Source organism: Vibrio sp. 99-70-13A1 (genome assembly GCF_013114625.1).
In the GTDB taxonomy this organism is placed as follows: Bacteria; Pseudomonadota; Gammaproteobacteria; order Enterobacterales; family Vibrionaceae; genus Vibrio.
Genome location: NZ_VTXD01000033.1, coordinates 1 through 20,038 on the forward strand (window position 1 = coordinate 1; position 20,038 = coordinate 20,038).

20 protein-coding genes are annotated in these 20,038 nt (G+C 40.1%); 18 read left to right on the forward strand and 2 right to left on the reverse strand.

The annotated features are described in order from the left end of the window. The first annotated feature begins 362 nt into the window (after positions 1-362). Genes F0226_RS17770 through F0226_RS17835 form a run of 14 tightly spaced genes read left to right on the forward strand, consistent with a single transcriptional unit; the run spans position 363 to position 11,977 of the window. Positions 363-587: a Flp family type IVb pilin gene (locus tag F0226_RS17770; RefSeq protein WP_171736886.1), complete on the forward strand. Its 225-nt coding sequence runs from the start codon at positions 363-365 to the stop codon at positions 585-587. Between the two features lie 14 nt (positions 588-601). Further along, positions 602-1,030, forward strand: a complete 429-nt coding sequence (locus tag F0226_RS17775) for a prepilin peptidase (RefSeq protein WP_171736887.1) — start codon at positions 602-604, stop codon at positions 1,028-1,030. A 7-nt stretch (positions 1,031-1,037) separates the two neighbouring features. Then, positions 1,038-1,838, forward strand: coding sequence for a Flp pilus assembly protein CpaB (gene cpaB, locus F0226_RS17780; RefSeq protein WP_171736888.1), 801 nt, complete (start codon positions 1,038-1,040; stop codon positions 1,836-1,838). A 12-nt stretch (positions 1,839-1,850) separates the two neighbouring features. After that, positions 1,851-3,188, forward strand: a complete 1,338-nt coding sequence (locus F0226_RS17785) for a pilus assembly protein N-terminal domain-containing protein (RefSeq protein WP_171736889.1) — start codon at positions 1,851-1,853, stop codon at positions 3,186-3,188. After that, positions 3,185-3,736, forward strand: a complete 552-nt coding sequence (locus tag F0226_RS17790) for a hypothetical protein (protein WP_171736890.1) — start codon at positions 3,185-3,187, stop codon at positions 3,734-3,736. The genes F0226_RS17785 and F0226_RS17790 overlap by 4 nt, the downstream gene beginning before the upstream one ends. Positions 3,737-3,748: 12 nt before the next feature. Beyond that, entirely contained in the window at positions 3,749-4,984 is a 1,236-nt protein-coding gene (locus F0226_RS17795) for a chromosome partitioning protein ParA (protein WP_171736891.1), read from the forward strand. Continuing rightward, the gene (locus F0226_RS17800; RefSeq protein ID WP_171736892.1) at positions 4,984-6,264 is read left to right on the forward strand and encodes a CpaF family protein; all 1,281 of its coding nucleotides are present in this window, start codon (positions 4,984-4,986) and stop codon (positions 6,262-6,264) included. The genes F0226_RS17795 and F0226_RS17800 overlap by 1 nt, the downstream gene beginning before the upstream one ends. After that, complete coding sequence (locus F0226_RS17805; RefSeq protein WP_171736893.1) at positions 6,261-7,190, forward strand: type II secretion system F family protein; 930 nt, start codon at positions 6,261-6,263, stop codon at positions 7,188-7,190. The genes F0226_RS17800 and F0226_RS17805 overlap by 4 nt, the downstream gene beginning before the upstream one ends. After that, positions 7,190-8,074: a type II secretion system F family protein gene (locus tag F0226_RS17810; RefSeq protein WP_171736894.1), complete on the forward strand. Its 885-nt coding sequence runs from the start codon at positions 7,190-7,192 to the stop codon at positions 8,072-8,074. Before F0226_RS17805 ends, F0226_RS17810 begins: the two co-directional genes overlap by 1 nt. Continuing rightward, complete coding sequence (locus F0226_RS17815) at positions 8,067-8,840, forward strand: tetratricopeptide repeat protein (RefSeq protein WP_171736895.1); 774 nt, start codon at positions 8,067-8,069, stop codon at positions 8,838-8,840. The genes F0226_RS17810 and F0226_RS17815 overlap by 8 nt, the downstream gene beginning before the upstream one ends. Continuing rightward, positions 8,830-9,396, forward strand: coding sequence for a TadE family protein (locus F0226_RS17820; protein WP_171736896.1), 567 nt, complete (start codon positions 8,830-8,832; stop codon positions 9,394-9,396). The genes F0226_RS17815 and F0226_RS17820 overlap by 11 nt, the downstream gene beginning before the upstream one ends. Then, positions 9,380-9,916: a tight adherence pilus pseudopilin TadF gene (gene tadF, locus F0226_RS17825; RefSeq protein WP_253820854.1), complete on the forward strand. Its 537-nt coding sequence runs from the start codon at positions 9,380-9,382 to the stop codon at positions 9,914-9,916. The genes F0226_RS17820 and tadF overlap by 17 nt, the downstream gene beginning before the upstream one ends. A gap of 1 nt (position 9,917) precedes the next feature. Continuing rightward, positions 9,918-11,348 (forward strand): TadE/TadG family type IV pilus assembly protein, encoded by a 1,431-nt coding sequence (locus F0226_RS22600; RefSeq protein ID WP_253820852.1) that lies wholly within the window; start codon positions 9,918-9,920, stop codon positions 11,346-11,348. A gap of 11 nt (positions 11,349-11,359) precedes the next feature. Continuing rightward, a complete protein-coding gene (locus tag F0226_RS17835; protein WP_171736898.1) occupies positions 11,360-11,977 on the forward strand; it encodes an OmpA family protein in 618 nt (205 codons plus the stop codon). A gap of 108 nt (positions 11,978-12,085) precedes the next feature. Here the strand turns inward: F0226_RS17835 and F0226_RS17840 are convergent, their stop codons facing one another. Next, positions 12,086-12,733, reverse strand: a complete 648-nt coding sequence (locus tag F0226_RS17840; protein WP_171736899.1) for a glutathione S-transferase — start codon at positions 12,731-12,733, stop codon at positions 12,086-12,088. 229 nt (positions 12,734-12,962) lie between these two features. Here F0226_RS17840 and F0226_RS17845 point away from each other — a divergent pair, with 229 nt between their 5' ends. Beyond that, on the forward strand, positions 12,963-15,218 hold the full coding sequence (locus F0226_RS17845) for a peptidase U32 family protein (protein WP_171736900.1): 2,256 nt from the start codon (positions 12,963-12,965) through the stop codon (positions 15,216-15,218). Between the two features lie 174 nt (positions 15,219-15,392). Here F0226_RS17845 and F0226_RS17850 read toward each other — a convergent pair whose 3' ends face one another. Continuing rightward, positions 15,393-15,830 carry an acyl-CoA thioesterase gene (locus F0226_RS17850; protein WP_171736901.1) on the reverse strand — a complete coding sequence of 146 codons (438 nt, stop codon included), beginning with the start codon at positions 15,828-15,830 and terminating at the stop codon, positions 15,393-15,395. A 439-nt stretch (positions 15,831-16,269) separates the two neighbouring features. On the opposite strand from F0226_RS17850, the gene F0226_RS17855 reads away from it, so the two are divergent. The 3 genes from F0226_RS17855 to fhuB are packed head-to-tail and all read left to right on the forward strand — an operon-like array spanning position 16,270 to position 19,960. Then, positions 16,270-17,049, forward strand: a complete 780-nt coding sequence (locus F0226_RS17855) for an ABC transporter ATP-binding protein (RefSeq protein ID WP_171736902.1) — start codon at positions 16,270-16,272, stop codon at positions 17,047-17,049. Beyond that, positions 17,046-17,987 (forward strand): ABC transporter substrate-binding protein, encoded by a 942-nt coding sequence (locus tag F0226_RS17860; RefSeq protein WP_171736903.1) that lies wholly within the window; start codon positions 17,046-17,048, stop codon positions 17,985-17,987. The genes F0226_RS17855 and F0226_RS17860 overlap by 4 nt, the downstream gene beginning before the upstream one ends. Beyond that, a complete protein-coding gene (gene fhuB / locus F0226_RS17865) occupies positions 17,984-19,960 on the forward strand; it encodes a Fe(3+)-hydroxamate ABC transporter permease FhuB (protein ID WP_171736904.1) in 1,977 nt (658 codons plus the stop codon). Before F0226_RS17860 ends, fhuB begins: the two co-directional genes overlap by 4 nt. Positions 19,961-20,038: the final 78 nt, after the last annotated feature.

The window sequence follows — 20,038 nt, forward strand, 5'->3', positions numbered from 1 at the left end:
AATACACACTGTCAAAAAATGGTCACCCAATAGGCTTCCCTGTTAGCAATTAATCACCTTACTAAACTTATCATTATCATGATGGTTTTATGCTCTAAGAATGTATGACTCCCGCTTTTAATTAATAGATTTAATTATTTAAACTGTTGATTTTAAATGATTTAATTTACCTGTGGTTTTTAGGGTAAATATAAGACACGGAGCCTAAAAGTTACAAAAAGTGATCGTTGTAATAATATTTAATGTTTTATTACTTTGATTTACAAAAACTATTGAATATCAGTCGCCAAAAAACTAACATGCACTTGAAGTTATTAAGCAAGTTGTGCTTGCAGGATTTATATTTAAAAAAGGAAAAAGGTATGTTTACAACGTTATTTGTTAAAACACAGGTTGCCCTAGAAAATTACAAGAATGATGAGCAAGGTGTAACTGCAATTGAATATGGTCTAATTGCTGCTGCTATCGCTGGTGTTGTTGCGCTTGGTTTTGGTGATGCTGATAGTGGTATTGCTGGTGCATTATCTGGAGTTTTCGAAACAATTCGTTTAGCTCTAGGTGGCGCAGCTCCGACACCTGGCGGTTAATTACCTTAATCACCATGTTAAATTATCTTGAGTGGCTAATAATTTTAGCTGCTCTATTTATTTATGTTAGTGCAACTGATGTAATTTCGAGGTCTATTTCTAATTTTGCTTGCCTGACTATAGCTGCAGGTTTCTTTCTCTACGTCATTGAAACAGGCAGTTGGTTTAATATTGTTCATAGCTTACTGATATTAGGGGGCGGTATCATTCTTAGTCAATTAAAAATATTAGCTGGTGGTGATACAAAGTTACTAGCGGCGTATTCTTTAGCGATACCAAGTTCTCACCTATTTAATACAATAATCTTAATTTTGTTAATTGGCGGTGCTGTTAGTGTTATCTATTTGTTATGGATGAGGCTGGCAAAAAAAACAAATCGCGGCGTGCCTTACGGAATTGCAATTAGTTTAGGCTCATCTTTAGGAATATTAGCGTCCATTTAGGAATCCAATGAAAAAAACACTGACTCTAGCTATTGCAGTTTTGGCTATTCTATTCGGTTTGTATGGCTTAGCTGGAAATTTAGCTAGTGATAAAACGCCAGTAACTAAAGAAGAGAAACCAGCAGAACCCGAAGTTGTTATTTGGCGTTTGAATCAACCTGTTGAATCCTCTCAACTAGTTGAACGAAAACATTTTTCAGTAAGTAAGTTACCAGAAAGTGAAGCGAACTCATTAGGTGTTTTGGTTGATGTAGAGCTGAATTTTGAAAAAGGTGCTGTTTACCAGTCTGCTCTGAATGCTGAGAGTATTTTTTTCAAAGAATCTATTATCAACCCTTCTGATGACGGCTATGTTGACTTAACAATAGCGGATAACCGCGTGCCTTACGCAATTAAAGTACCGCCGGAATCAGTAGTGGGTGGCGTTATCACTCATGGATCAATGATCGATGTATTGTCACTTTCTTTACCTTCAACTTACTCTCTTGAAGCTTCCGAAACCTCCTCAAGTCGAAAACGTAATATGTTTGTTACCCCAGTATTAATGAACGTCAAAGTACTTAAAGTAGATAAGCAAACCATTATTGGTACGCGTAATCAGGCTGATACAACAGAAGTCAGTTTGATTTTAGAGCTGACCAGAAAGCAGGTTGCGACATTAACCGTTGCAAAAAGAATTTCAGAAATTGAAGTGCATAAATCAATTGGCGAATATAAAAAATCAGATTTACATGCTGATGCTGGCGATGTTCTGAACAATTTTAAGTCTGTTGTGGAATATCGTGCTGAAAAAGTCACCATTAATTAGAGACAAAGTTAAATGAAATCTATTATTCACTTTATCGAGAAGTTGGCTTTATTCATGATTCTAGCTTCTTTGTCTCATACTGCACTTGCTCAACGTATTACCAATATTGATCAAGGCGGGATGATCACCGTCACTGTTTTGAGTGATATTGAGTCTGTATTTATTTCGGATTCGAACATTGCCGATTATCAAGTTATCGATAAACGCAAAGTGGTTGTTTTCGGTAAGAATGTAGGAAGAACTTCTCTCGCGGTATACGGTGGCGAAGGTAAGACTTTGGCATCACGAAAATTGTGGGTGAATACTTCTTTTGATGTGGTGCAGCAGCAAGTTCAAATGCTATACCCGAATATTGAAGTCTCCATTACTAACATTGGGGACAAGGTAGTATTGAGTGGTGTTGTTCCAACAGAAAAAGTAAAAGATGGAATAAACCAATTAGTTGGTACCTACCTAGATAAAGAGAAACAAGAATTCAAAATGGAATGGAAATCGGATGATGACGATTACGAAATCGAATTCATGAAGCGTTTTCACTACAACGGTATCGTGAACAATATCGAAGTCGCAGTCGCAAAGCAGGTCAATGTAAAGCTGTCTGTTGCTGAAGTTTCTCACTCATTTCTTGAAGAATTTGGTATTGAATATGGCAGTACTGGCGCAGGTACTGGCATATTCTTAGATCAAGTCACTAGTTTTAGTGCGTCCGACATTGTTTCAGTGATCACTGCAATCGGTAATGACACTGTTGGTCAAGTACTCGCAGAGCCAAACCTTTCTGTTATTTCCGGTGAAAGTGCCAGCTTCTTGGTGGGTGGTGAGCTACCGGTTGTGACTGTGGTAGATGGCACAACAAATGTTGAATATAAAGAGTTTGGCGTACGTTTAGATTTGATGGCAAAAGTCTTGTCTGATGATCAAATCCTTTTATCCCTAATGCCAGAAGTGAGCTCACTCGATGCTCAGTACAGCAATGAAACCTACGATCTACCTGCTTTAAAAACTCGCCGTGCCCGTACCACAGTTCAATTAGCTGATGGTAAAAGCTTTGTATTAGGCGGTTTATTGAGTACAGAAGACAAAGAATCATTGAGTAAAGTGCCATTAGTCGGGGATATACCATTACTTGGCGCGTTATTCCGAAAAACGGGTACTGAAAGAACGAAAACAGAGTTGATTATTGTCGCAACAGTTAACTTAGTTCAGCCTATTGAACCCGCCTTAATTCAGCTGCCAACAATGAAAAAAACCTCAACGCTGCAACGTTTCTTCTATGTCGAAAAAGGTTACCAAACCAGCTCTGAAAAATGGGCGAGTGAAATTATGGCGACCGGAGGCTTTAAATTATGATTTTTGACCAATGCAGATCAATCAAAGCGATAAACTTTCGCCTAATGGTGACCGTTTTTATTGGGATATTGATTAGTGGCTGTGCTGAGCGAATTCAAGAGCGTGAAGGTAAAGCTCTTCACCTTGTTCCATTAACTTATAGTTTGTCACTCAGCGCTCATAAAAATGGTGCTTCTACTGCTAAACAAGAAATAGAAGTCTTTGTTACTCAAAATTTTGAAGTAATAGAAGCCAAAGGCATGCTGGCCGAATGGCATAACTTACAGGGCAAGCAGCTATCGAATTATGCACGAACGTTTGCGAAATCATTAGGTATCGATGCAAATCGTATCAGCATCCAACGTTTTGAAGTCAGAGAAGATGAACCAGTCACTGAATTTGATCTCCGTTTGACCTTTACAGACTACCAAGTGATTACCAATCTTTGCGAATATCCAGAAGTTGGTAAGTTTGGGTTTTATGAATCGAATTGCTACACCGATAATGCTCGTTGGCAGTCTATGGTGAACCCTGAAAATATGCTGCCTAAAGCTTCTAACACACAGTAGTAGGTCATTAAAATGTTTGATTTAGTCGATATTCTAAAAACGAAAAGTGACGCTAAACCAGTTACTCAAGAATTGATTACAACTGTGCTCTTTTATCAGACTCAGGAATGTATGGATCTGGTAGAAGAAGCTTTTCGATTTGAGGGGCTCGTTTCTCCTTCAATGCTTGAAAATTCGGATCAAAATATCCAGCAACATATCCGTGACTCTCAAATTTCAGTTGTCATTGTCGAGCTCAATCAAAGCTCGAACGTATCAAAAGATATGGAGCGTATAAGCCACCTGTTGCCAAATGAAGCATCTGTTATCGTTATTGGTAGTGAAGATGCAATTTCAACAATACGAAACCTCAAAGGCATGGGCTTTTACTATGTCTTTTGGCCAATCCCTAAACAAGAATTAATAGATTTCGTTCGTAACGTAGACAGTAACCGCAAGCGAAATAGTGGCCTTGGTAAAGATAGAACAGCGAAAAAAGTAGGGGTTTGGGGTACAAAAGGTGGGGTAGGTGCCACCTTAATGACGGCTGAAATTGCTTATGAACTTTCTACCAAGAAAAACAGTTCATGCCTTATTGTCGACCATGATTTTCGAGGCGGGAATCTCGACATCTTTTTGAGTTTAGATAAACACGAGAAGAAACCAGTTACTCGAAGTTCTATTACGGCAAGTTTAGATGCGACATACGCTAGTAGCATGGTGAAAAAAATAAGCGGCATGTTATCGGTTCTTTCAATCGAATCTGAAGAATTGAATGAACTTGAACTGAAAGAATACGCAAGAACTTTATCTTTTCAGCTAGCGGGTCAATTTAATTTTATTCTTGAAGATTTGTCGCGTTCTTCTAACTGCAAGCAAGATCTTAATTACATCTCTGAGCATTCTGACATCTTATTGCTAATGATTGAACCTACCGTTTCTAGCCTGCGTGAAGCTAAGCGTGTTCAGAAGCATATGGATAATATGTCTTCCAAAACGAGAACGGTTTTTGTGCTCAATTATACGATGCCAGATAATGCAGCAACCATAACTGAAGCGGATATCAAATCATATTTAGGGAAGTCTGCGGATGTAGTCTGTCCTAACGATCCAAAACTTGGAAAAATGGTTTTAGACAAGAAACATATGTATGAAATGAATTCGCCAGTAGGACGAAGCGTTAATCGTATTACGCATTTGTTATTAGGTCAGAATGAGCAAAAGCAGAAAAAATCCATCATTAATCGTTTGCTTAAGCGAGGCGCATAATGGATTTCGCTCAAAAAGCTTATGTTGAGATACGAGAGCAGATTTTTGATGCTCTGGATGCTGAAGCGGTAAATTCATTGTCGAAGAGTGCGCTTACAAAGCAGCTAGCCAATGCCGTTGAAATGCTTGTTGAAAAATTGGGTTTATCTGTCGCTACGATAGTACGAGCTGAGTATGTACAAAGCTTAGTTGATGAGTTGCATGGCTTAGGCCCGCTGCAAGCACTGATGGACGATGAAAGCATCAGTGACATTATGATCAACGGTCACCAAAATGTATTCATTGAGCGAAATGGACTGGTTGAAAAATCCGCTGCTATGTTTATTGATGAACAGCAGCTTCAGCAGATTGCCAAGCGTATTGCGAGCCGAGTAGGACGTCGTGTCGACGAATCCTCTCCAACTTGTGATGCTCGTTTGGAAGATGGCAGTCGTGTGAATATTGTTATTCCTCCCGTAGCGATTGATGGAACTTCTATCTCTATCCGTAAGTTCAAAAAACAATCCATCAACTTTTCTCAACTTGTTGAGTTTGGTGCAATGAGCCCTGAAATGGCAAAGATCTTAATGATTGCAGCCCGCTGCCGTTTAAATATTCTCATTTCAGGTGGTACGGGTTCCGGTAAAACAACCATGCTCAATGCATTATCCCAGTTTATCTCCGAGAAAGAACGCATTGTGACGATTGAAGATGCGGCAGAACTGCGTTTACTACAGCCGCATGTGGTTCGTTTAGAAACAAGAACCGCCGGAATTGAAGGCTCAGGTAAGATAACTCAACGAGATCTGGTGATTAATTCTCTTCGTATGCGTCCAGATAGAATTGTTGTAGGTGAGTGTCGAGGCTCAGAAGCATTTGAGATGTTGCAGGCCATGAATACTGGCCATGATGGATCTATGTCAACACTGCACGCCAATACTCCACGAGATGCTCTTGCTAGGGTTGAAGCGATGGTAATGATGGCGACCAGTAATTTACCTTTAGCCGCGATCCGCCGGACCATTGTCAGTGCCGTCGATATTGTTATTCAGATCAGTCGCTTGCACGACGGTAGCCGTAAAGTGATGAGCATTACCGAAGTGATTGGTTTAGAAGGTGATAACGTTGTTCTAGAAGAAATCTTTAAGTTTCAGCCTTCTATGAGCCAAGATACTGGAAAAGTGACAGGCAAGTATGTCACTGCAGGGCTGATGCAGCGCTCCGTTCTAGTAGAAAAAGCTCGTTTCTTTGGGCTAGAACAGCAGCTTAATGAAGCGTTCGCTGTCGGTGTGCCAGCATGATCTATTGGCTTGCATTAATTACTGGTGGTATAGCGGTAATGATCGCGTATTGGCCGAGTAAAAGTAAGACAAATCGTCATTTTTATTTAGAAGAAGCCGCACATACATTGCGAGTTGAGTCTATTGAAGAAGCGCAACAAGCGGTCGATCTTGCTTCGTTATCAGACCGAAACTTACATGTCCGATTATTACAAAAATTGAATAGAGTGAAACGCCAAGTAGGTAAGTTAGCCGCCATCAAGATAGTGGCTTACTTAGTGGTACTTGGAGTTATTGCTTCTGCTTTGAATACTTATCTGATTCGCGGCAATATTCTCTATGTAACGCTAGTGTGTGAAGTCGTAGGAATATTACTTGGCTATAGTTGGCTGCAAAAACGTGAAAAAAAGCAATTTGATGAAGCTTTCCCTGACGCATTAAACATGTTGGCGAGCGCGGTTAGTGCTGGTGAAAGTATCATGCATGCCATCATTTACGTTGGTAAATCTTTAGAAGGTGAAGTCGGGCAAGAATTTAAACGTATGGGAGAGCGATTACAACTCGGTGAAAGCGCAGACTCTGTTTTTCGTAAATCTTGTAGCCGTTTCCCTTACCCAGCATTTCATTTCTTTGTGATTACCTTGCGCGCCAATATGCAAAGAGGTGGTCAGTTAAAAGACGTAATAAGTCGATTGAACCGCTTGATGTTTGACAGCCGTGCTGTAGAAAAAAAGAAATACTCTATGACGTCAGAAGCAAGAATGTCGGCGAAAATAGTGGCTGCTATTCCAATGATATTTCTTTTTGGTTTGCAATTTATTAGCCCAGAAAACTATGAATTTATTATGTTTGATCCTGCTGGTAAGCCGCTGCTTTACTATCTAATTGCTAGTGAATCTATTGGGCTTACTATTGTCTGGTTGTTAATGAGAGGGGCACAGAATTAATGTCAACTCAAATGAACCTGTTTCTTGTTTTGATCGCGCTTGCGTTCGGCATTGGGATTATTGCTTCTTTGATTTATAGCAATTACAAAAGGAAGCAAACGTTTCATAGCTTTTTAACCCATGAAGACAACAAGCAAGAACCACTTAAAGAAAATAATACGAATGTTTTTAACTCACTAATCTCTCAATTTACGTCGAGTGAAGAAGAGATAAATAAAAAATTCGCTGATGCTGGTTTAGACGGTTTTCGATTCAAGCGTTATTACATGCACATTAAGTATGGCGTATTTATAATTGGAGCAATTAGCTTCTATTTTCTATCGACGCTTAATTTTGTGGAAATTAACACGGTACTAATTGCCGGTGTGGTGTGGTTTATTTTTTGTGTCATAGCGCCAGATAGTTATCTTGCGCATATGAAAAAACGGTTAATTGCTCATACTTCGAGTCAATTACCTTATTTATTGGATCTCTTGGCGATATGCGTACAAACAGGTATGACTTTGGAGTCCGCACTTAGCTATCTCGCTAATGAAATGAAGGGTTTTGATAAGAATCTAGCCAAGTTATTAGCCAAAACTAATGAGCGCGCTAGAGTCGTGGGCTTAGAAAGGGCACTTGATGAATTGTACTTAAGGATCCCTAGCTCTGAAATGCGCAGTTTCGTGATGACTCTTAAGCAAAGCTTGCAATATGGCTCTTCAATCTACTCTGTTTTAACGACGTTAGCTGCCGACATTCGAGCGGTAAACATGCTTCATGTCGAAGAAAAAATTGGTAAATTAGCCGCTAAAATGTCGATACCTCTAATTCTTTTTATCATGATGCCAATTGTTTTTATTATTGTTGCTCCAGGAATTATGAGGTTGATGGCTGATGCTTAAGTATATGTATCTGATTGTGGCTTTACTGCTTATTAATGGATGTACTTCAGGTGGTACACCTCAATCTGAGCCTTACAAAGCGACCGCAAGTAATCGTGAATCCATGTTGATCCAGAGCAGTAATCATAATCAGTTAATCGAGCTTTATAAACAGCAATTACAAGTGGCTGAAGATGTTGAAACTCGGATTAAACTCGCTAATGTTTATCAGGCTTCGGGGGATTTTGATTCGGCGCTATTTGTTTTAGAAAGCGTCGACGGGTTGGAGAGTAATACTGCAGCGTTAAAAATTAAAGCCAAAGCAAAATATCAATTACGAAAGATATCGAGTTCGCTGAATTTGACTAAAAAAGCGATTGCCCTCCAGCCTAAAGATGGTGAATTGCATAATCTGCTTGGTATTTTATATTCGGAGTTAGGTGATTTCACAGCTGCAGAGGCTTCATTAAACCAAGCCCGACGCTATTTTTATAACGATATAGCGGTCAAAAATAATTTGGCCACGGTTTATATGCTGCAAGGACATTATGACAAAGCCGTTAATTTACTTACCCCGCTTTACCAAAATAAGCCTGAAGATGAAATGATTCGTTCAAACCTAGTGATTGCATTAGTTAAATCGGGGGAATCTGAACAAGCAAAAGGAATACTTAAGCAGCATTACAAACGTAAAGATCTAGACAGTGCATTAAAGGCGATTGAAGCAAGCAGCAAAGTTATCCGAAGCGGGCATTCTTTACCGTTAGAGTCAAATTATGAATATTAAATCAAATACATTATCGCGGGTGATTTTAAGGAAGAAACAGGGTGGTGTAGCCGCGATAGAATTTTCATTAGGCTTTATGGCTTTTTTCCTTATGTGTATGACTTGGGCTGAAATTGGTTACATGGCACATATATCATCAGTGACGGATGTGGCGATATCTGAAGCGGCTCGTCAAGCCAAATTGGTTTCACCAACCTATGACTCGAATGACCGATTAAGCTCTAATTCATCCAATGAGTTTATGGCGACATTTAAAAATGTAATCACACAGGAGAGCGCTCAATATGGTGGTCTTGTCGACAGTAATAACTATCGATTTACCATCCAATATTTAAAAAGCATCCAAGAGCTAGGTGATTATGTTGGTGACTGTCGGGGTGAGAGTGACAGTAGTGCTGAATTGGAGTGTGGGTCATCGGAAGCCAGTGCGATTGCGGTTTATGCTGTTGAATATGATTTTGAACCAATGTTAAGCCAGTTCATTGCCGTTCCGGGCATGTTCAGACGTGAGGTTATTGTTGTACAGGAGTATGAACGTGATGCATTCGATTTCTAAGCAGAAAGGCAACTTTTCAATTGAGTTTGCGCTTCTTGGTGTTGTATTCGCGACCTTGATGATCTTTACCTCAGATTTAGTTATCAAGCTGTCTATGCAGGGTAAATTAGATAGGCTCTCATACTCAGCCGTTAATATCTTAAAAGAACGTACTCAACTTTATTCTCCTAATAACTCTGAGATCACTAATGCCAGTACGTTAGAGTTACACCAAATTATTACTCAATCTTTGCAGCGTACAACTGGTGATTATTCTAATGCGGACATGAGTACTACCTTTGAATCTTTGACATTTTCAGATAACACGACTTCGGCTTTGACCACGATAAATCAAAGTGGAGGGTGTTCACTGACTCAAACTTTACGAGATTATGATGCTTTATCGATGATCACGAGTTGGGGTAGGAGAGCATCTCTATATCGAGTCACCATTTGTTATGAAACCGATAATTGGGCGGGTGAATTATTAGGTTCAGATTTCACGACCATACAATCCTCTTCCATCATGATGGGGCGTTAATATGTTACCTAGCTTAAGAAAACAGAGAGGTCATGCTGCATTACTGTTTGCTTTGATCATTCCTGGCGTATGGGGTTTATTCACATTAGCGATTGATGGCTCTCGAGCATTACAAAATAAAGCTCGTTTAGGAGATGCCGCAGAGGTGTCTGCTTTGGCTCTAGCAGCAAGAAATAGTGAAAATGAACAAGAAAACCGAGCCCTTGCCACCTTATATATTGATGCTTACTTAGAAGATAAAGAAAGCATTCAATCAATTAATATTATTCGAACAGAATGTAAAGCGAGTTCTCAGACAGATTGTGACGGTGGAACCCGTTATAACGAATATGCCATTGATATTGTAACAACCCATAATTCTTGGTTACCGACAAGCGGTGATTTGGTTGGGTTTGGCGAAACTTATGATGTTAGCCATGACAGTGTGGCACGTAAGTACCAAGGCGACAGTATAGATATTTCTTTCGTTGTCGATTATTCGGGCTCAATGAATGAGAACTGGAAAGGGAAAAAGAAATATAAAGCAGTACGAGAGATTGTTAATTCAGTATTAGATGAACTCGATAAATACCAAGACACCGCTTTAACATTGAATCGTGTTTCTATCATTCCTTACTCTGAATATACAGACAAACTAGGGTCAGATGGCATTACTGAATGCAGAGATAGTCAGTTGTTACAGCAGTGCAGAAGCCAATGTTACAGCACTTATAGTCAGTGTTACTCCAGCTGTAATAGCTGGGATTGGAATTGTAGAAATAGATGCACTTCGACATATTACGATTGCGAAGACGATTGTTATGACCAATATGATAACCGAGGAACGATTGAGTTTATTGATGAGTTGCATTATGCCAATACTAATAGCAACACGGTTGATCCGACTGTAACAGTGAATAATATTTGGAATAATCAGGCTGATAATAGGGACATGGTTTGTAATTTTGATAAATACGACAATGACTCTTATCCATTTTTTAACTTGAGTTTCACCGATAACTTTACCTCTATAAAAAATAGCATGAAGAACTTTAGACCGGATGGATGGACGGGTTCCTATCAGGGAATCATCAAGTCTGCTCAGTTTTTCGGTGACTTGACGGACCCAAACCCTAGGCAGTTAATGGTCATACTATCTGACGGGCTTGATAAAGTGGGAAGTGGAACATTTAGAAATGGTATCCCAACTGCAAGTTTAGTGAATGCAGGTATGTGTACTGAGATCAAAGCTGAACTAAACAGTAGACAAACTAATTCAAATCGACCAGTTAATTTCCAAATGGCGTTTGTTGGTTTTGACTATACCGTTAGTGATAACCAAGCTTTAGCGAATTGCGTTGGTATCGAAAATGTTTATGACGCAGCAGATCCAGATGAATTACTCGATATTATTCTTAACTTAATTTCAGAAGAAATAGGGCACTTAAAGTAGGAAATATGAAAATGAAACGAACTCTTATCCTAATCACAGCTTTGGGGCTGGCAAATACTGCATTTGCTTCGACTTCTTCTGAACTTTTTAATTATTACTGTGCGAAGCCGTCATTAGATAAAGCGGTGAATGTTGAAGCCGGTGAGGTGATTACGGTTATCCCAAAAGCGGGAAGTATGAACCTTGTCGTGGCCTATGAAAATGATACTAACATTGAGCTATCAGAGTTGATTGCTAATCAATTTAAAGTCGATAAAGATTGCTCTGAATTTCTTATCGCAAATGGACACCTTCAAAGCGCCTCAAAAGGGGATGTGCTAGCAAGGGTATACTTTGATTTTGATAGTTCTACTTTGTCTAAACAATCAAAATACATACTCGATAAAATTATTAGAATTGCGCAGCACACGGATAATGACTTTTTACTTGAAGGTCACACTGATACTAGAGGAAGTGAAAATTATAATTTCACACTTGGTCTAAAGCGAGCACAAGCGGTTGGTACACTGTTAGATGAAAGTGAAGTCAATACTCTGGCTTCTTCTCAAGGGGAAAGCAGCCCTGTAGCGAATAATACGACTCAGGCGGGTCAAGCTAAAAATAGGCGAGTTGAGATTATTCTAAACTAAGTGAAATCTTCTAATAGAGAGAAAAACTGACTGAATAATAAGGTCAGTTTCTCTCTGTTAGTTCATCGAAAATTACTTAAAAATAGAAAGTTACTTAAATATCGAAAGTCACTTAAATAAAAACTCCTGACGGCTTTCAACCCACTGCGGATATTGCTTCATTATTCTTGTATATAAAGCACTTTCATAATGGTTCTTCAGCCAGCATGCGACACCTGAATATTGAGATTGAACGAACCACTTCTTTTCAACCCTTGAAAACTGACTAACAAAAGGCATTAACGCGTAGTCCGCAAGGCAAGGCGTCTCGCCAAATAAATAGGTGTGCTTTTCTAAACGATCTTCTAATTGAGAAATGAGCTCTTCACAGTGGTTTCTTCGCAGCTCTAAGTCATCATTATGGTATCTAGCGGATGCTCTGTATTGTTCTAGAAGTGGAATGAAATGCGTGTCGCTATAACTGACTAATTCAATAATTTCGCCTGCGATTGAAGACACATCTAAACGAAGTAAGTTATGTGGGTCATTATTGGATAACGCCCATAGCATGATATCTAAGCTTTGTTCTATCACTTGACCATCAACTAGAACGACAACTGGCACAGTGCCCTTTGGTGAGGCTTCTAACAATTCAATGGGTTTATTTCGCGTAACAATATCTCGCAGCATTACAGGTTGCTCTGCTAGCAGTAAACCCATTCTGGCACGCATTGCGTATGGACAACGGCGTAATGAGTATAAAGTGGGTAGCGGCATCATTCCCTCAGATAGTTTGGGTTAATTAAATAGGCGATAGGACAGCTCAGGCGATTAGCATAACTAATTATGGATAAAATTATTCGCTATATATTTAATTTAAAAGCCTATTTGCTAAATAATTATTGTGATTCAAGTCAATAAAAGCCAGATCTGTGGTAATGAATAGGTGATGTCGTTAGAATACGCGCTCAAAAAAATTATAAGTTAAGCAAGTGAGCGGTTTCAAATGAGCAGAAAAATTGAGTTATTAGCCCCTGGTGGCGATGTAGAAGCAATTAAAGCGGCCATCGTTGCGGGCGCAAACGCGGTTTATTGTGGTTTAGACACCTTCAACGCTCGTAACCGAGCATCCAACTTATCACTAGATGAATTGAACGGTGTTATTCGCCTTGCTCATGAATATGGTTGTGAAGTGTTTTTGACTCTGAATGTCGTACTTTTAGAGCATGAAATTAAGAGCATCAGCAAGTTGTTAAACCAACTGGTGAATACCAAACTTGACGGTATTATTGTTCAAGACTTGGGTTTATTTGATCTTGTTAAGAAGCACTTTCCATCGCTAGATGTTCACGCTTCTACCCAGCTTACAACGCACAATGAAGGCCAGGTTAAGTTCTTGTCTAAAATTGGTGCTACTCGCGTTAACCTTTCGCGTGAGCTGAACCTTCCTGAAATCAAAATGCTCACTGAAGTTGCACATGATCATGATGTGTTAACCGAAGTATTTGTACATGGTGCATTGTGTATTGCTTTCTCTGGTCAGTGCTACTCGAGTTCAGTAAGTGTAGGTAATTCAGGTAACCGTGGTCGTTGTAGCCAAGCGTGTCGTGACGAATATGAAATCACCAATGCTGGTAACAAGTTCCCGCTAAACTTAAAAGATAACTCTGCTTATTACGACCTACCTGAATTGGTTGATGCTAAAGTCGATTCTCTAAAAGTTGAAGGGCGTATTAAAGGCGCGCACTACGTTTACACCGTGGTTGATACATGGCGTAAACAGATAGACAGCTTCGTTGAAAGCGGTCTATTGATCGAAGATGATTCGAACCTACATAAAGTATTCAACCGAGATTTCACAAACTCTTTCCTTAAGGGCAACTTAACGAAAGATATGTTCATTGATAACCCTCGTGATAACAGTGTCAATTATGCGGTTGATAAAGCTGCATCAGAAACTGATTCTATTTCAGTGGTTCAAATCCAAGAAGTAACGGACAACCTTTACAGCTCTAAGAATGAACTGGGCGAAGAGATGCGCGAAAAAATCCAATACTTGGATATTCGTAAAACCTCTTTAACGTTTGCGTTCTCTGCAAAACTTGGTCAGCCATTTAAAGTGTCTGTTATTTCAGAGAAAGAAACGTTCGAAGTGACATCGCCATCGATTCTTTCTAAGGCAGGCGAGAAAGCGATTACGACTGAGCTTTTAGAGAAACGCTTTAAGTCTGTGAAAAGCGCGATTCATAGCTTAGATCACTATGACTTTGAACAGCTAGATGCTGGCTTAGCGATTCCTTTGAAAGAAGTAACAGCCCTAAAAGAAGAAATCGACTTTATCTTGAATGGTTCGGTTAAAGTGATTAAGCACGTTGATGTGCCAGCCCTGCCTAAATATCCTAAAGTGAATGAAACACCAACGTTATCAATGCTTATTGCTGATGTTGAAGACTTACATTTATGTGATGTGACTGAAGCTGATATTTACTTCAAACTGCCAGAAAGCTTTAAGAAACGTTGTAATAAATACATCGACATTCTTGCTGAAAACCCACGTTTAATTCCTTGGTTCCCAGCCGTATTGATTGGTAAAGATTACGATGAAGCGGTTCGTATTTTAGAAGAAATTAAACCGGCACGCATTGTCACGAACAACACTGGTATTGCTTATAAAGCTTACGAGATGGGTATTGAGTGGGTAGCAGGGCCATTCATGAATACGACCAACTCACATGCACTAGTGACTCTAAAAGAAGAATTGAACTGTGCTGGCGCATTTATCTCAAATGAGATCAATAAAGGTCAAATTCGCCATATCAGCCGCCCAGAAAACTTCAAACTGTTTTACAGCATCTATCACCCAATCTTGATGATGACGAGCCGACAGTGTTTCTTCCAAAGAACGGTAGGGTGTAATAAACCAAGTATCGAAGCTGGCTGTATGCTGAAATGTGAGAAAGCAACGACTATCACAAACGTGAAAGGCATTTCATTTGCGGTTGATAAGCAGAAAGGTGGCTACCCAAGCATTTATAACCATGAGCAGTTCTTGAACCATGACGCCGTGTCAGACTTCTCCGGTTTATTCGATGAGTTCTTTATCGACCTGACTAACATTGGTGCAGGCTCTAAAGAAGTACAAGATAAAGTCGAGTTAATTAAGCATTTCGAAGGCTTAATCAATGGTGTTGAAGGCTCAGAGCTGAGCTTAGAAAACATGGTAGAAGTTCGCACTAATGCTCAGTATGTACAAGGTTTGTAATGTCTTGAGGTTGAGTTTAGCTCGATATTAGAAAGCCACATATAAGTTGATATTGATAGAATTAAAGCACTGGATGTTCCCCATTCAGTGCTTTTTATGTTTTATGAAAGCCAGTCATTTTTCAAACTATTCAAATATTGAGTTTAACGATTCACATGTTTATTCAGTTTTCTTTTATTGAGTCACTAACCCGTTCATTTCTTGAATTGCACTATGTAAGCGAATCGACAATAGCGCTTTCTGGTTGGATGCAAAATCAAACATCACGATAGTCGCACTTCCAACCGTTGTTACTTTTTGCTGTTTACTGCTGACAATGGAGTATTCCATCGTAAATCGATCATCCTGAACTTCGGTGACTTTTGAGCCAATCAATAAGGTATCAGGATAGGTGACTGGTCGAAAATATTTACAGTAGGTATCCCCTAAAACAGGACCAATTTTGGTTACTGCCATCTCTTCCATCAATTCGACATGTTTAAAGAAGTCCAAACGTGCTGTTTCGAAATAACGAAAATAAACGGCATTGTTGACGTGGTTCAATGCGTCCATTTCCCCCCAAGCGACAGGGATTTCAGTAATAACAGGGTAGTCAGCTAGCAGTGTATTCATAAAGATCCTTTTTAGTTATTCGTTTATCCACTTTGGGACAAATCCTTGTTTGAATAAAAACTCTACATCTTAGTTAACAAGCGCGCAACATGTGTGCGTTGAGTTTATGATCTTACGAAAGAATTGGCTTCTTGTCTTAAGCCATGCCTGAAGTGCTAAATGATTAATACAATTACCTTAAATTGAGCGGATCGGCGCTAGCTAGAAATGAATGACTTGCTTACCCAAGGTGCGTAAGCGGCTCGCAAGTAAATAATAAGATTAATCTAAATGAATACTATTTGTATTTAATATATTGCAAGTGTATAAATGCGTCTCTGTTAATGGTTTTATGAATTTACTTACATTTCATTAATGCTCAGGTGCTAGAAGCTAGAAGCTAGAAGCTAGAAGCTAGAAGCTAGATGCGCTAATAGGTAAGTGGTTTAAGGTTGAAGATATGCTGGAAGCAAAGGAACTCGGTTTTAGTGTCGGAAATAAGAAGCTGCTCAATAGCTTTAATGTGTCTTTCGAACAAGGAAAAATTTATGCTTTGGTTGGACATAATGGCTCTGGTAAATCCACGTTACTGAAGCTGCTGGCTAAACAACAAGACGCGACATCGGGAAATGTTTTATTAGAAAATAAAGCGATAACCAAATGGTCGGATAAAGAGTTCGCAAAAAATATTGCTTATTTGCCTCAACATTTACCAGCAACCGACAGTCTTTCTGGTCAAGATCTAGTGAGTTTTGGTCGCTACCCTTGGCATGGTTTGCTCGGACGACTTTCAAGCCAAGATAAGCTGTATGTTGAAGAAGCCATGCAGTTAACGGACACTACTCAATATGCTGAACGTTTAGTCGATACTCTGTCGGGAGGGGAGCGTCAAAGAGTATGGTTGGCAATGCTTTTAGCACAGCGCACCAAATACCTATTATTGGATGAACCGTTGTCAGCACTCGATATCGGGCATCAAGTTGAAATGCTTACTTTAATTAAAAAGTTGAGTGAGTCATTAAATCTAGGTGTGATTATCGTTATTCATGATATCAATATGGCTGCTCGATTTTGTGATCATATCATCGCGCTTCACAGTGGAGAGTTATTGATTGAAGGTAAGGTGGATGAAGTCTTCCAAGAGTCAAACTTACAGTCGATTTATGGCGTTCCAATGCATATTACTCAGCACTCTGCTGGTTACCCTGTGGCTATGCCGGGTGATTTGGAGCCAGCATGATGTTTACTACTTTTCGAAAATCGTATCTATATCGTTTATTCTTCACTAGCGTACTTATTTTTACTCCACCAGCACTAACAAATGAACTGTCTTCTGTCGTGAACGAAGAAGCGCCCCGAGTCGTTTCGATTGACTGGACTCATACTGAAACTCTGCTGGCTTTAGGGGCAACACCCGTTGCCGTTGCTCAAACGTCTGATTATAACGCTTGGGTTAAATCACCTGAAATTCCCAGTAATGTGCCAGATATAGGATTAAGAACACAGCCGAATTTTGAACGTATACATGAACTGAAACCCGATAAAATATTACTTTCTCCGATGTTCTCAACCTTAGAATCTCAGCTCAGCAAAATTGCACCGGTTACCACTATCAGTTTGTATCGCAGTGGTGATGTCGATTGGCTGATGCTAGAAAAGGTGACTCGCGATATTGCACAGTTTGCTGAAAAAGAATACCAAGCTGAGCAATTCATTGCTAAGGCGAATGCTGAGCTCAGTAAACTGACTTCCAATTTACCTCAAGATACTCCTCCTTTGCTTATGGTCCAATTTATGGATTCAAACCATGTTCGTGTCTTTGGTAAAAATAGCCTTTATAAAGCGTCCGTCAATAAGCTTGGGCTTGAATCCGCTTGGAAAAAAGAAACAAATGCGTGGGGATACAGCTTGGTCGGCATTGATCAATTAATTGATATGGAAGGGCAAATCGTTGTGATTGAACCAATGCCTGCTGGTACAGAAAAACATCTTAAAAAGAATGAGTTCTGGAAATACATAGTGAAAGAGTCAGGTTATCCGACAATACAGATACCGGCGGTATGGAGCTTTGGTGCAATTCCTTCAGCTACAAGGTTTGCTCGGTTTATTTCATCCGCTATTAATCACCAAGAAAATATGAGTCTAGAAGATGCTAGGCAGCAGGAGGATAAATCATGAGAACCGTAACTCTTGGCATGTTTACTCTTTTGATCCTCTCGACCCTGGTTTTGATTGGTCAGCAGCTTTCTGTATCTCAATTTGGTTTAAGTAGACTATCGAGTTTATGGGTAGCTGATTTTAGCTCTCCCGAATCTGTAAAGTTACATTTAGCCTGGTGGCCAAGGTTATTCACCACATTATTATCTGGTGCCGCGTTGGCTGTCGCGGGTGTATTAATGCAGCAAGTCTTGAGAAACCCGCTGGCATCTCCTTCAACTTTAGGCGTTGCAAGTGGTTCTAGTTTTTCTCTGATGCTCGCAACACTTTATGCGCCTTGGCTATTGGAGTGGTCATACTCACTAGTCGCGCTTGTCGGCGGTGTAGCGACGATGGGGTTGGTATTTGTTTTGTCTTGGAGGCGTGCGCTTTCTCCAACGGTGGTCATTGTTTCTGGCTTAGTGGTGAATCTGTATTGCGGGGCTATCAGTACGGTCTTGTTAATGATGAATCAAGACAAGCTTAGCGGACTGATGATTTGGGGCGCAGGGTCGCTCGTTCAAAGTGGTTGGGAAGATGTTCAATATCTCGCGCCTCGTTTAGTCATTGCGGTGTTGGTTGCCTTTGTTTTTGTTAAACCTCTAAGCTTGCTTCAACTTTCTGAACAAGGAGCAAAAAGCCTTGGGGTTTCGTTACCTAAATTACGCGTCGTGTGCTTAGGCTTAGCTGTAATGCTAACGGCTTGGGTGGTGAGCGCAGTGGGGATTATTGGATTTGTTGGTTTGGCTGCCCCTGCTCTTACTCGTTTAATGGGTATTCACCGTTTAGTTCCTAAATTATTAGTGTCAATGTTACTAGGTGGGCTGCTTTTAAGCCTAACTGATTTACTGATACAACAGTTACCAGGTTTGATGGCAATGTTCATTCCGACTGGTGCAGCAACGGCTGCATTAGGTGCTCCATTACTCTTATGGTTATTGCCAAAGCTATCGATGAAAAGCCAATCTCACACTCAAACGATTCTTACTCGCCATAGTGAAGTGACTCCACGTTTAAGTAAAAGGTCTGTGGTTGTTTCAAGCCTTTTGATTGTTTTTACACTTATTATCTTTAGTCTATTTTCGTTACAAACTGAAGGATGGCGTTGGCTGTTTGTCACGCAAGATTGGGCATTACTAGAATGGCGTTTACCTCGGCTGATTGCAGCCGCGATAGCAGGGGGAATGTTAGCGGTAGCGGGAACAATAGTTCAACGTTTAAGTGGAAACCCGATGGCTAGCCCTGAAGTGATTGGCATCAGTTCTGGAACCGCTTTAGGTTTGATTGTTGCGATTTTGGTTGGTTTCGGCGGCAGTATTATCGGGCTTTATACTGGCGGCTTAATTGGCGCGGTATGTACGCTCGTTATTATTGTTCTGCTGAATCAGAAATCAGGTTTCCAGCCAGAGCGAGTGTTGCTGACTGGTGTCGCAATCACTGCGTTAATGAATGCTGTGCAGAGCTTTGTATTAGCGGGGGGAGACCCAAGAAGCTACCAAGTATTGGCATGGTTAGCGGGCTCTACTTATTACGTTACTGAAGAGACACTCTTTCCATTAATTCTTTCTTCTGTTGTATTCATTTCATTGGGCTTTATTTGCGCGCGCTGGTTAGATGTTTTACCTCTGGGCCAGGCTAGCGCGAAGTCACTAGGGTTGAATGTTTCACGATCTAGAGTGTTGCTATTGGTTCTGGTTGCATGTTTAACCGTTAGTGCCACTTTAGTTGTTGGACCTTTAAGTTTTATCGGTTTGATGGCGCCACACATGGCGAGATTATTAGGGTTTAGCCGAGCAAAAGAGCATTTGATCTGTTCATCTCTCATCGGTATGGCGTTAATGCTGTTTTCAGATTGGCTTGGTAGGCAGTGGTTATACCCTCAGGAAATCCCAGCAGGGTTAGTCGCATCCATAATAGGTGGCATGTATTTAATGTGGGGCTTAAGGCGATATTAATTTTCCTTTCAGCTTATCTCCACCTCCAAATTTAAGTAAATAAAGCTCAAAGTAAATAAAGATGGCAGCTCAAGTAAA